Here is a 14308-nt window from a genome sequence, read left to right as displayed (position 1 = left end):
CAACGGGTTAAAAGTGCCAGGTTAATGAAAATTGTTCCATTTTCAATAAGTTAGTCTCTGTCTTAATACGGCTGTTTTTGAGTTGGATTGTAAATAAAGCATCAAAGGCGGAGACTACATGATTTACCAGCAGGAGCTTTAAGATGTTCCCTGCAACACGGTAGTTTTGGTTGAATTCCTCTGCGCGGTCACGCCCTTCATAAAAAAGTGCAAAAGGTTCATCTTGTCCATTCCAAAAATATCTATACATAGAAATGTCTTGATTTGGGGCTGTTGTAATGGCTCCATACCAATCTTGCCAACCGGGCTGGTATTGATAATATTTACTGATCAGTTCATAATACTGCTGAGAACCATAGTCTGGAAGTTCATGTGAAAAATTACTTCCAATTCGGTCTTTGAAATAAAACGGGGTTTGGTTTTCAACATTGCGAAGAATGGAAATAGAGATCTGATTCCAGTCTTGTCTTGTATTACCCCAGTTTGGTACGGTTCCGTTAATTTCACTTTGGAGTAATTGCCACCCGTTGTCCAGTTGATGTATCTCTGAATAGTTTACCAACCACTGGGCATAAGCTACTACACTCCAGTTTTTATGAGTGAATTGTTCATAAGCTCTTTCTTGTTTTCGTGCTTTGGCATTTCTGTCAAGATGATAAATGATCCCTAAAACTTCAGCAGTGAAATAAACTCCGGCACGCACCCATTTCCCATTAGCGGCTTGCCCCGTCCCCGGAATAATGGCAGATGCAGCAAAAGCTATACCCGGAGTAGTTCTTGATCTTTCCAGTAAAGAATTGCTGACTGAAGAAGGCGGATGATATCTGAAATCCGAAATTTGAACTTTTTCGGTAAAAGCCGGTTGCTGATCGGTTTCTTTGAAAATATTATTATTGAATTCACTCAGTGACTGCGCTGATATAGAAAAGGGCACAAAAATCAAAAGCAGGGAAAACAATGTTCTCATAGCAGTTCAAAGTCAAATGTTAAGCCGAAATGAAATAGCAACTCGCGTCCATAAGATACCCGATTACTTTGTGAGTTGGTGATAAAATCGTCCGGTAGTGTCAGTGTAAATTCATTAAAACCGTATGATGAGCTGATAAAAAATTTAAGGGGAAATAAATAGTATCCATTCATAGCTACTCTCAGCTCAGCTCCAACACCTGACTTTAAATTGTTGCCGGTATCATAGGGGCTTCTCCAGCCGTTTCCTGTTTCAAAGAAAAAACGAGCGAATACTTTATCAAAGATATATGGACCGGCTTGCTTATTAATGCCCCGATATACAGGAGCAAACCAGGATAAGCTGGTAAACCCGGTAGTGCTTCCCCCAATTGCGAAATAAGGATAACTGCGCATTCCCAGGAAACCACCTACGTAATCTGAATAGAATGAATCACCGGGATCATTGAAATAATGAAAACCTCGAATCCGGGCCTGAAACGCCTGATCTCCAATAGTTTTTAAACCATAACGAAGATGTAATTCAGTTGAGTGATTATCTGAACTCTTATAGACGGGTTTTAGGGCACCACCATCAATTTTATATTCTTCCAATAGTTTTGACGGTTGATATTGATATCTTAAATAACCTTTTAGTCCCAAAGGGGCAATATCAGCATCATTAGAGTACAAATAATAATCAAAGGTATAAGAAGCGGATAATGTAGTTCCCCGAAAATATTCTGAAGATGAACCGCTTACCTGTTGTTGTAATTCACGGGAATAGAAGTTATCGGTAGATACGGTATAAGGGCTATATGAAACACCTAACTCCAGGAGGCTGCGTCTGCTTAATTTGCTGCGAAAGAATAAACCGGCTTCCCAAATGTCATATGCAATGTCAGTACTGATGGTATCCGGAAGACAGGATGTGCATGGAAATTCTTCAATGGAGAGCCCATCGGCTACATTTCTTCTCATATTATAAATTTCAACGGCAACGGTTGGAGACCAGCTTCTTTCGATAAAGGGAAGCCCGCGATGTTCTGCTATTAAAAAGGCATCCCGATCGAGCCCAAATAAGCGATCAGGCCTAAAGAACTCACCGATACCATCTGCGGGCTGTGATGCTAATCCTACCATCAGGCCGCCAAAAAGGCTCAGCTTGTCAATCACGTCCCGGGAAGAAAAGTAGACCCCGGGTTTTGCATCACGCAAAAGGTTTTGCCCGAGCTTCCCAAACTTTCCATTTTTAATTAAAGAGCCGTTGTTGCCATACTTCTGAGAGTAGTTATCAAAGCGAAGAACAGGAAAGAAACTAAAACTTGAATAGGTATCTTCATATTTTCTATAGCTTCGATCTTCATTGTCGTTAATACTGCTGATTGTAAAATGATAGGTTCCAGTATCTGAGATAGCCCGGATCTTTTCAGGAAAGGGACGAATATCTGAGTCATCGAAATCATTCAGCTTGTAGATATAACTAAGATCGGTCCCGGCTACGCTGATATCATCTGAATACTCGGGCTCATAGAATCCCATTTCCGAATGAGCTAAAAGATCGGCTATATCTACAGTCTTGATCTTATATCCATCGAATAGATATTCTGAAAAATATAATTGGCCGTTATCACTGATGTAAGGCATAAAGGCACCGCCTATAACCGCAGTAAGCTTTTGAGGTTCTCCTCCATTCAGGGGTAAGCGGTAAATATTGAAGATCCCTTCTAAATCAGATGAATAGTATAAATACTCTCCATTTGGCCCGGGGAAAGGATCTCGGTAATCGATATAAGGATCATTGAGTAAAGGAGTGATCTTACCCGAATCCATGTCATAAATGTGGATGTTGCGATTGTTCAGATCTGAAGTGGAAAAATAGACCTTAGATCCATCCGGAGACCACTGAGGGGTAAATATAGTCTCCCCGTTGCTGTATTGGGTAAGCTGAGTTACCGAATCCGGATGCTCAGGATAAAGTAGAACAAGGTTTTGCGTGCCTTGTGAATTTTGAACAGCTGCTATTTTATCCCCATTATTATTCCAGTTTGGAAATTGTATGCGTGCACTTTTTGTGAGCCTTTCGCTTTGGTGTGATTCGATATCATAAATAAAAATATCCCGGTATCGCTCACCGTACTTATTTTTTTTGTTGATGGCATAGGTAATTTTTTCTCCGGTTGGAGAAAAAGAAAAAGAGGTTTCCAGGTAGTTCAATACCGGTTGGCTTTGTCTTAAATGAGTTTGACCGTCTTGATGTGCAAAGTTATAGACTGTAGCTATCTCAGTTTCTTTACCGCTTACATCTTTGAGGTAAAGTGAAAGTAAGCCGTAATCAGTTCCTTTGTTGGATAGATACGCAAGCTTGGTTGCATCAGGGGAAAGCTGTGGATAAAAATTGAAGAAACCTTTTGGCTCAACTGTTACTGAAGGAGTTGGGTTTATGGTTTCGATCGCTTTTGCATAAAATGTCTTTCGTTCAGCAATCCAGTCTTCAAAAACCTGATCTCCGGAGATGCCAGTGGCAATTTCAATAGCTTTATTTACAGAATAGACTCCTTTTTGGCTTAAAGCTTCTGTTATCTTCCGCAATACCGGGTCACCAAAGCGATTCGCTAAATATATCACAAATGCGAAGCCCTGATTGTACACTATTTCCCTCTCCAAACTTGATTTAGATGAAAATATGGCCATTTCATCAAGCGTAAAATAAGTATCAGTGAGAATACGCGTCCTTAAGATCATATCCCGGTGACTGTCCCATGTTTCATAAAAAAGTCCGGCAGTTTGATATTGGGCTGTGCCCTCTGCAAGCCAGGCCGGAATATTTACGGTAGCGAAAGGCATTGTAATAATACCTTTAGGAAAGCCATATAGAACATCCGGTCTCCGTACATTTTCATATGAAAGCCATTGCAAATATAAAGCAGGTATCTTTCTTGATCGCTTCATTCCCTTCTGAATTTGTACAATATGTACATATTCATGCGTGATCACATTTCTGAGCCAATTATGAGTTCCCCGTAATGGTGTATCGAGAGCAGGAACCCAAATATCGATCTTGTTGTCAAAAAAGTAAGCAGCTCCATTTGAATAATCTTCCCGGTCTTTTAGAACAATGCTTACTTTACCTTCCGGTTCATATTGATACAGGTTGGTAATAGGGGGGTAGATTTCTTCTGCTATTCGGGAAGCTATTTGAGCAGTACGGCTGTTTCCTTGCTGGAAATGAACGAGAAAATGCTCACTTTCAATAGTAAACCAATCCAGGTGATTATTGGGGTAGTCGTAAAGCTGAACATCCGTTTGGGCCATACCTATAGCAGGAAGCAAAGCAGCCAGAGTACAAATAGCCAATAAATGCTTCAGTTGCCTCATTAGTGTACCACGCCAATTTTGATGAGTTTGGTTTCAGTCTTACCGTCAACAGTAGCCTTTACCCGTGCTACATATCCGCCACTGCTCCAGTTCTGAGTATTAACCAGAATTTCCTGCGGAAAGCCTCCGGGTGAGGTAACGGTTTCCTCAAAGATAATACGGCCACTCATGGTTATTACCGTTACTTGAATTATTCCGCCCGGTGGAGCTATCTGAAATCGAATATTAGTTTCATTATTGGCAGGGTTTGGCCAGTTATAGGTCTCGGCTTCATTTAACACTCCAAAACCGGAAGGATTTCCAGGGAAAGTATCATTTACACGTGCAGAGACTTTATTAAAAGTATTATTTCCGTACCTGCTGCTCCATTTTGTATCTGTGACTTGCGTCAGATTCCAGGATTTCAGCGCTCCTTTATGACTGACAGCATAAAGAGTGCCTTGGTAGATAATAGGATGAATCGGTTGTGCATTGCCGGATACTGCTCTTCCTATATATAAGGGAAACCCATTCACCGATCTGCCACCTTCTCGGTAGGCATAGATATTCATCGAAAGGCTGTCTTGCCCTATGACGAGTGAGGCGTATTCACTATCTGAACTAATGAGGTCAGTGAATAGGGGTGTGCCAATAAATTTTATTCCTGCAGGGGCCTGAATAGGTGTAAAGTTTTGAGTCCCTCCGATTTTATTGATCCCGATCAAGCGGTTATTAATTTTGTCGACCCGTAAAATTGAGGCATTCTCAAGTATTGCCGGCCATTCAGCATTGGATTCTTCAAAAATTGTTAATTCAGGATCAGCCAAATTCGGGTCTATAACTGAGTATTTATTATCTTCAAAAACGTAAAATATCATCCGGTTTCCTAACTGAATAGAGCCGGTATAAAGCCTCCCTTGAATAGATTCCGGATGAAAGGTGAAGTTTGGTATAGAAGAAAAAACCACCCCTGAATTTGATGCTTCGGAAAACTCACCATTTATGATCTCCGATCTCTGAGAAGGAGTGGTACTTACAGATACAACGTCTCCGTTGCCAGCGTCCAGGCCGGAAGCTGTAAGATCGGCATGTAGAATTTCCCCATTTTGGGAACTTAAAAAACCTTTGTTTTGAGGGAGTGTGGCAGTCCAGACAGTGTCAAAAGAGGTTGTATTCCAATTCAATGAAGCTATATCAATACTACCGGAGCCATTACCCGGTTTAGTCGCCAGGATAAGGTTATCAGCTATAAAGGGTTGCTGTACGGAGACATCCGTAAGTTGATATTGCATATTTACAGGATCAGAAATGGATACTGCTGTTACAGATTCCTGATCAGGTACGATCAGAAAGGTATCAGTTGGTGTCTCATAAATGGAAAGTGAAAAAGGGAAATATTTGAAATAGGGGTCGTCTTCTGCAGTAAAGTAACTTTTCGAAGTGTCTAACTGAGTTGTAAATCCTGAGGTATATAATTTAGTATTTGGTTCTGCCGGGCGGATATTAAAAGTAGCTATAGGTTGATTTTCGGAGAAGCCATATAATTCGAAAAAGGATGGCGCGCCGGAATTACTTCGATTATCAGGATATGTATCAAAACTAAATCTGTTTTCGTAAAGGCTGACTTCACTTCCTGTTTCTAAAATCACACGATAATCATTACCGGACCACCAAAAGTCAAAAGCAGTCCCAAATGCAGCAGTGTTATTTAGTGCACCGGGAACAGGTTGTCCAATATCTTGCGCTCCATCTGCTTCTTCCAGATCCACACCTCTTCTGTCAGGATCCGCATTCACGCGATCATTTTCTAGTTGAGTATTAATTACAGACTCATCAATATGCCATATCAGAATACCCCCATTTAAATTCCGATCGTCAGAAGGATCATTTTGATCTCCACCGGTATATAACCCGCCCGGCAGACTAAAATCAAAATTGGTAGCATTTACGAAAGTACCTGCCTCTAATAATTTATCAAAATCAGCTTCCTGAAAAACGAATGCCATATCCTGATTGGTAAAAGTTTGCTGAACTTCGGAACCATCCGGTTTACGAATGGTTATGGTAATCCCATTATTATCAGGGTCTCGGTGTCGGTTTTCTATCAAAAAGTATTCAAAATCCGACAGTTCATATTTGGCAATACTGTTGGATAGGGCAAGAGAACTTGCCGGGAGTGAAATATCCCCGGATATATTTTTATCTATAATAAAAGGAGTCTCCCAACCTAGGTATATTTTTTCCCAGGCTGAGGGTTCGGGAGGAAGCAGACCGTTGTATGCAAAGAAACCGGCACCATCCATTAGCCCAAACCGCCCGATTCCGGGATCTCCCGTTTCAGTATTGAATAGATCCGGTAAACCTAAATGGCTGGCAATGGAAGCAATTAACAACCCATTAATTGAAAGTGGAAACACGAACTCAATGTCTTGAATATCAAGTCCTCGGCGTGACTCCGTGCGAGGTATGATCAATGAGTTAGTAACTCTAAAGGACCCGTCATTAACCGGAAAACCATTGAATGAAGGTTCATCTAATAAATTGCCGAGTTGTTCTTTTCGAAGATAGAGTGAAGGAATATCATACGGAGTGATATCAAGGTTGGTTCCAGTAAGCTCAATATCCCGCCCCACACCGGCATGAAAAATAATGAAGGCTGTGTTTTCCGGATCAAGGCCGGTATTGTCGAAATTCACTCCGTTTTCAACTTGTTGCCAGGCATCGCGGGCAAGTTCAGCTATTTTTTCGTAAGTAAATGTTTCTCCAATTGGCGAATATTCTTCCATCTTTTTGGGGAGACGGTAGATATCTGGAAGTACTTGGTAGTTTAAAGTTAATTGGCCATCGGAAGATTTTTCGTAATAGTTCTTTGCGAATTCCAGGTGGGCTTCAAAGTAGTTAATATCATGGGGCAGAGGCTCGACCCGAAAATCTGAGGCATTTTGGAGATAGGGAAGGCCTTCCATTCCGTCCGTCCCGAATATTCCTGTGCCTGATGTAAGGCGATTACTATCGGGCTGGAATTCCACCATAATAGCAATAATATTCAGAGTCCCGATAGCATTCAAATCTTCACTTAGCTGTGGTTGTTGACTGGAAATAGCATGGGTACGTTGTACAGAAACATTTTGTGCCAAAATATTATGATTGTAAAACAGAAAGAGCATGCTAAAAAATAACATGCTCTTAAAGAAATCCTTTAAATTATGCATGCATTAAAAGTCGATGAGCAAACTGAACCTCAAGGTATTGGCAAGTGGGTGATCAGTTTCAAGCGTTTTTATATAACTAAAGTCCACACCTAACAGATTGTACCGGATGCCGGCACCAAAGGTGATATATTCACGATCGCCGTTTTGAGGATCTTCAAAATAGTAACCGCCTCTGAGTGCAAATTGATCAGCATACCAATATTCAATTCCGGCGCCGATCATAAACTGTTGCATCAGGCCAACATCGATATTTCTTTGCCCGTCAAAACGTTCAAAGCTTCCCCAGGAAGTGAATAATGCTTCGAGAGGCCCAACCGCTTTAGTTTTAGTGATAGTTGAATCTCCGACTTGAACTTCAAACTGATCGGTCCTGGCCATTATTTTGGAGATATCGTTGGCAATAGTAATTCGGTTAATACCCGCATCATCTAGGTCGAGGTCAAACGCCCAGCCAAATCGAAGGACAGTAGGTAGAGGATCTTTTTGTGCATTATCAGTGTACTGAATACCGGGACCAAGATTAGAAAGATTGCTCCCCACGCTAAATCGGGCATTGCGTCCTCCTACATCAAATGGATCTGTTCTGTATAAGAATGCAAGATCTAAAGCAACACTGCTGCCTGGATTTACTTTTTGAGCACTAATAGTAGTAGACGTTTGAACTCCACTTGCAAGGCTTGAGTATATAAGCCGTAAACTGGTTCCCAAGGCGAAGTTGTCATTTACCTGGTAACCATATGAGCCTCCTAATGCAACTTCATAACTGTTAAATCTGGAAATAACATCAGGACTAGTTTCCCCAGTTTGAGCTTGCTCTCCCAAATTCAGATAGGTTAGATGGGCACCGATGGTTCCAATGCCTTCTATATAATACTTACCTACTACGTAATCATAAAAAAGATCACTTACGTTAAAGTTAGCCAGCCAATTAGAGTGCGTGATACTGGCTTGCTTTGTTTCATCCTGAAAAGCCAAACCGGCCGGGTTCCAGAATAAAGCTGAAGCGTTATCAGCTATGGCTACACCGGTATTACCCATACCTGCGCCACGGGAATCCGGTTCAATTTGCAGGAAGGGTACCGCCGTAATGGCGACCTGTGCATTTGTGATAGCAGGTAATAGAAATAATAATCCTGCTGTAATTAAGCCTATTGTTTTCTTCATAAAACTAAAATTTTATATAAATATAAGTGATTCAATATTAAGTTACGATGTTATTGTATAATTACGAGCTTTTCGATTTGTTATGCTATTTGTCTTCCTTTCGGGGTATCTGTTGTAACCTGAAGCACATAAATATAGGTACTGTTACCCAGGCGATCATAATCCCGGTCACGGCCATCCCATGAAATACTGGCATACGGACTTGTATCTATGAGTTAATTTTCAAAAATGTCGCACCGGCTTTCCACTGAGAGTATATATACGGATAGAAACATCTAACGGGTTGCCGGGTCTGAGCCTCATTGGTTATTAATAAGCAAAGCAAACTACTGATAAAAAGCAGCTTGTTAAATATACGAGTGAGTTATTTACAGTTTACGTATGGTTGATGCTTAAAATTTTGTAGCAGTATTCCTATATAAGATATAGTATTTAGTGTTGAAATTGACCTGTATAGATGGGTATAGAGAACCTTTGTTATTAAATGTGAAAAAGATGAATAGTAACGGTTTTCTATATAATAGCAGATCTGATTTTTTGTTTGGTGTAATGATATGTTGGAGAACCAATAATGTCAACAAAAAAAATGAGCCTGCTCAAAAAAGCAGGCTCAAATATTATTAAAGCATTTCAAGAACCAGGGAAGAGGCTCCGCCACCACCGTTACAAATGCCGGCACAACCGTATTTGCCTTTTGTTCTCTTAAGCGCATGGATCAGAGTAACAATAATTCGTGCACCAGAACATCCCAAAGGGTGACCAATACTTACTGCTCCTCCATGAATATTTACTTTCTCAGGATCCAACTCCAATATCTGATTATTAGCGAGAGCAACAACTGAAAAGGCTTCATTGATCTCAAACAGATCAATATCATTCTTTGAAAGTCCGGCTTTTTTCAGTGCGATAGGGATGGCATCGGCAGGAGCTGTAGTGAACCATTCGGGTGCTTTTGCAGCACTTGCATGGCTAAGTATTTTAGCCAGAGGCTTAAGTCCGAGTTCCTTTGCTTTGTCGGCGCTCATAACCAATACAGCGGCAGCACCATCATTAATGCTTGATGCATTAGCAGCTGTAACTGTGCCTTCCTTATCAAAAACAGGGCGAAGCTGAGGGATTTTTTCAAAACGAACCTTATCAAGCTCTTCGTCTTTTTCTACTTCAGTAACATTTCCTTTTCGGTCTTTGACCTTCATTTTGATCACTTCATTTTTGAAATAACCTTTTTCGGTAGCTTCAATGGCTCTCTTGTAGGAAGTGATGGCATATTCATCCTGCTCTTCACGGCTGATGTTGCATTCTCTTGCGCAAAGGTCGCCGGCGTTACCCATCAGGTAATCGTTATAAACATCCCAAAGTCCGTCTTTAACAATTCCGTCTTCTGTTTGGGTGTGGCCGTATTTTGCGCCAAACCGTTGTTTGGGAAGATAATAGGGTACATTACTCATGCTCTCCATTCCACCGGCTATGATAATATCCGCGTCGCCCAAACGAATTTGGTCTGCGGCTATCATTATAGATTTCATGCCGGATGCACACACTTTGTTTACAGTGGTAGAAGGAGTGCGCTGGCTTAATCCCGCTTTTAAAGTAGCTTGCCGGGCGGGAGCCTGACCTACTCCTGCTGATAACACGTTACCCATTAATACTTCTTGAACATCATCAGGCTTAATGCCTCCTGATTTAACTGCTTCCAGGATGGCTGCAGCACCTAACTCCGGAGCTGAAAATGATGAAAGACTTCCGCCAAAGGAGCCCATTGGAGTTCGTTTTGCTGATACTATTACTACATCTCGCATGATAAAAAATATTTGAAATTTGAAATTCTGTAAGCGCTTTTCTTATACCAAAAAAATACTAAAGAGTTGGGAATGATGTGATCCTAAAATGCCTGAGTTAAGTCTTCTATCAGATCTTCAGAGTCTTCAATTCCTACGGATATTCTGATAAGAGAGTCTTTTAATCCTGCTTTTTCCCGAACGTCTTTAGGGATTGAACCGTGAGTCATTGATGCCGGGTGACTGATCAGTGATTCCACACCACCTAAGCTTTCTGCAAGGGTGAAGATCTTGGTGTTACTCATGAATTTTACGGCAGCTTCTATGGAGTCATCCTTAAGGGTGAATGAAAGCATAGCACCAAAATCATCCATTTGTTTTTTAGCGAGTTCGTGCTGTGGGTGTGATTTAAGTCCGGGATACAACACGGAAGCAACTTTATTATGATCTTCGAGGAATTGAGCGATCTTTTTAGCATTATCAACTGAACGCTGAACCCGAACACTCAAGGTTTTGATACCCCTTAGGGTTAGATAGCAGTCCATAGGGCCTGGAACAGCTCCGGATGTTTTGGTCTGAAACCGAAGGTTCTCCATGATCTCCTGATTGGAGCTGGCAACAGCACCGTGAATGACATCGGAGTGGCCGGCCAGGTATTTTGTTGCTGAATGAAGGGCAGCATCGGCTCCAAGTTCTAATGGCCTTTGAAGGTATGGGGAGGCAAAAGTATTATCAACAACCGTTAGAATGCCATTTGGTTTTGCCAGATCAACCAATGCTTTTATATCAACAACCCGGAGTAAAGGATTAGTTGGGGTTTCGATCCACATCAGTTTTGTTTTTTCTGTAATGGATGATTTAACATTTTCCAGATCCGTCATATCCACAAAAGTAAAATTGATACCATAAGGCTCAAATACTTTTGTGAATAAGCGATAAGAACCGCCATATAGATCGTTAGTTGTTATAACGTGATCACCCGGGCGGAGCATCTTCATTAGTGCATCCATTGCTGCAACACCGCTTGAAAAACAAGCTGCCTCATCAGCACCTTCTAATCCTGCAATCATTTTTTCAAGAGCAGTTCTTGTAGGATTTCCTACCCTTGCATAGTCATATCCTTTATGTTTGTTGGGAGCTTCCTGAGCGTATGTGGATGTTTGAAAAATGGGGGGCATAACCGCACCTGAAGTTTCTTCAGGCTTTTGACCGGCATGAATAGTCTTGGTATTAAATTTCATAATTAATTTGCTGCAGAAGTATTATGGCGTTCTTTTAATGTCTGAAGTACTTCGAGTTTATCATTATACTCAGAGTTATTTGGATCGAGATCAGTCAACTTTTCGTAATACTCGATAGCAAAGTCAATAAGTGTATAAGCTTTATTGCGAAGAGAGTTCTTGTCGTCTTCGAATGAAGCATTTGCCAATCCAAGATATTTAGCTGATAGATTATTATAAAACACAGCTAAACTTTCCAGGTATTCGGTATTAGAAGTATCTCTTTTGAAAGCTTCCACCAGTTGTTCTTCCGCATTTTCACCCATTCTTTCAGCTTCCACTCTTTTTCGTTCTACTAAAGATGCGTTTTCATTGGAATAAGCTGTCTTAAGATCATCCAAAATGTCTGATGTTAGCTCATAAAGCTGAGTACCGTATACGTTCCTCAGGTTCGCATTTTGTGGATTTTCATCAACAAGTGATTCCAGCATACCTGCTGCTGCTTTACTATTGCCACTTGATATGTAAGCATTGATCAATCCAAAAGCTAAATTAAGGTCATTAGTTAGATTGGTATTAGCCAATTCATAATAGTAAGCAGCTTGAGTTGGGTTCCCTTTCTCAAGGTACAGATACCCAAGATTTTCATAGATTTTAGCTGATGGTTCATCAGTAAAATTAAGAGCTGTTTCTAAACTTGTGATAGCTTCATCTAAATTTCCAAGATTAAATTGAGCAACCGAGAGGTTTTGATATGAACTTATAGCATCGGGTCTTAGAATTAGGGCATTTTGGAAATGAATTTGAGCTCGCTGAAATCTTTCAGATTGCGCTTCATTTTCTGAAATACGCAATCCGGCATTATGTTCCTCTTTCCAGTATTGTTGACGCAGACTGTCAATAGTAGAAAGCTGGGCGGGGCTTGCTCCATATTCCATAGCTGATTCAAAATCGTTAGCAATATTTGAATAAAATTCTGCTCTTAACTCTGGTTCTGTATCGCTGGCTAGTTCTGCACTTATCTTTGCTCTTTGTATATAGAGGCCGGGTTGAGAGGGGTCTTCCTGTAACCGGTCATCTATTTCTGTAATTGCTTGTTCGTAATTATTGTTAGCAAGCAGATCATCAATATTGGCTTGAGATGAGCTACAAGAATAAAAAAACCCGGCCACAAGAAGTAAGCCTGTAAGCCGGGTAAAGGATGATATATTCATTTTTTTTTGTTTTAAGTATAACTGCAATTACATGCCTGCTTTATCAAGCGCTTCTTCTGCTTTTTCCTGCATGTCTAATGTAATATAAATGCTGGAGAGACTACGCCAGGCAGATGTATTATCAGGATTCAGCTCAACAGCTTTTTCGTAGTTTTCCATAGCTTTTGTAAGCTGTTCTTTGGCTTGTGTGTCATATTGATCCACTAGATCCATATCGTCAGAGTAGTTTCTTTGTCCAAAGAGTATGGCCGCTTTGTTGTTGTATAATACACCTAATGCATTGTAGGCAATTGCATCATCAGCTCTTAACTCGATGGTTCTAAGAAGCTCTTGTTCAGCAATGTCATTCAACCTCTGAATTTGGTCAATATTCTTATTTATCTCTTGCTCTAAAGATTCTATCTGGCTTCTGAGATCTTCTGCTTTACTGCCGGATGCGTTTCTTAACTCACTCTTTAAGTCATAAATTTCATCATATAGATCTGAAATTTGACCGGTAAAACTGTCAGTTTCAGTCAATACTATAGTACCCAGTGCAAGATGGTATTGTGGATTCTGAGGCTCGGTTTCAATCAGGTCCTCTAGCACTTCTATTGCCAGTTCTCTTTCACCTGCGGTCATATAGTTATCAGCAAGTTTCTGTGTAAGGCTTACACTGTCGGGGTACAGCTCAAGTCCTTCCTTTAAAACATCGATAGCTTTTTCTGTTTCACCGAGTTGAGTGTAAAAAGCTCCAAGTCTGTCATAATCATCAGCAGGTGGTGGATCTTTTAACTCCATAGATTGTGATAACACCTCAGCAGCACTTTCATAATTATTATCCATAAAATGTATTTGAGACAAAACATCATATGAAAGAGTACTGTCAGGATTTATGATGATCGCATTCTCAAGGTGTGAAGCAGCAATTTTTAAGGGCTCTTCTACCGAAGCCATTACGCTGTCGTTAGTAGCATAATCAAGTGAGGCGTTATGCTCTCTACCCCAATTATTGAGGATCAAGTTGCTAACATCACCTGCTTCTTCGGGCTTTTCTTCAGCAGCATCAAAAAATTCTCTTGCAGTAACAATATTTTCTCTAAAGTCTCTGTAATAAGGTTTTCTGTCACTTGGGGGTTCTACTGTTACAGCTTCCTGAGCATAAGCAAGGGCTTTGTAGTAAAAACCAATACCACTATTGGGGTTTTGCTCAATGAATCTATCGAGTCCGGCATGGGCACTGTCAAAATTTTGGGTATAAATATTTACCTGGGCTTGGTCAATAGCAGGGCTGGAAGTTTCACAACCTGAAAGTATCCCAAAGAAAAGGATTACGGGAATTAAATTACTAAGTAGCTTTTTCATTTTGTTTATAGATTGAATTTGGTTGTAATCAGAACAAATTTATATGTTGATGAAAATAATCATATGTGTTGCTT

At 40.6% G+C, this 14308-nt stretch carries 8 protein-coding genes; all 8 read right to left on the bottom strand.

What is annotated here, in order from left to right:
- Positions 1–7: 7 nt before the first annotated feature.
- The 8 genes from VFM80_RS01815 to VFM80_RS01780 all read right to left on the bottom strand — a co-directional run bounded on the left by VFM80_RS01815 (position 8) and on the right by VFM80_RS01780 (position 14234).
- Positions 8–967 (bottom strand): hypothetical protein, encoded by a 960-nt coding sequence (locus tag VFM80_RS01815; RefSeq protein WP_395068960.1) that lies wholly within the window; start codon positions 965–967, stop codon positions 8–10.
- Positions 964–4323, bottom strand: coding sequence for a hypothetical protein (locus tag VFM80_RS01810; RefSeq protein ID WP_395068958.1), 3360 nt, complete (start codon positions 4321–4323; stop codon positions 964–966). The genes VFM80_RS01815 and VFM80_RS01810 overlap by 4 nt, the downstream gene beginning before the upstream one ends.
- Positions 4323–7484 (bottom strand): T9SS type A sorting domain-containing protein, encoded by a 3162-nt coding sequence (locus VFM80_RS01805; RefSeq protein WP_395068956.1) that lies wholly within the window; start codon positions 7482–7484, stop codon positions 4323–4325. Before VFM80_RS01805 ends, VFM80_RS01810 begins: the two co-directional genes overlap by 1 nt.
- Before the next feature lie 33 nt (positions 7485–7517).
- Positions 7518–8678 (bottom strand): type IX secretion system outer membrane channel protein PorV, encoded by a 1161-nt coding sequence (porV, locus tag VFM80_RS01800; RefSeq protein ID WP_395068954.1) that lies wholly within the window; start codon positions 8676–8678, stop codon positions 7518–7520.
- Positions 8679–9298: 620 nt separating this feature from the next.
- Positions 9299–10477: an acetyl-CoA C-acyltransferase gene (locus VFM80_RS01795; protein WP_395068952.1), complete on the bottom strand. Its 1179-nt coding sequence runs from the start codon at positions 10475–10477 to the stop codon at positions 9299–9301.
- Between the two features lie 83 nt (positions 10478–10560).
- The gene (locus VFM80_RS01790) at positions 10561–11697 is read right to left on the bottom strand and encodes a cystathionine gamma-synthase (RefSeq protein ID WP_395068951.1); all 1137 of its coding nucleotides are present in this window, start codon (positions 11695–11697) and stop codon (positions 10561–10563) included.
- A 2-nt stretch (positions 11698–11699) separates the two neighbouring features.
- The gene (locus tag VFM80_RS01785; protein WP_395068949.1) at positions 11700–12890 is read right to left on the bottom strand and encodes a tetratricopeptide repeat protein; all 1191 of its coding nucleotides are present in this window, start codon (positions 12888–12890) and stop codon (positions 11700–11702) included.
- A gap of 27 nt (positions 12891–12917) precedes the next feature.
- A complete protein-coding gene (locus VFM80_RS01780) occupies positions 12918–14234 on the bottom strand; it encodes a tetratricopeptide repeat protein (RefSeq protein ID WP_395068947.1) in 1317 nt (438 codons plus the stop codon).
- Between the last annotated feature and the right edge of the window lie 74 nt (positions 14235–14308).

The organism is Gracilimonas sp., assembly GCF_035704785.1.
Taxonomy (GTDB): domain Bacteria; phylum Bacteroidota; class Rhodothermia; order Balneolales; family Balneolaceae; genus Gracilimonas.
This window is presented reverse-complemented; position numbering and strand designations above follow the sequence as displayed.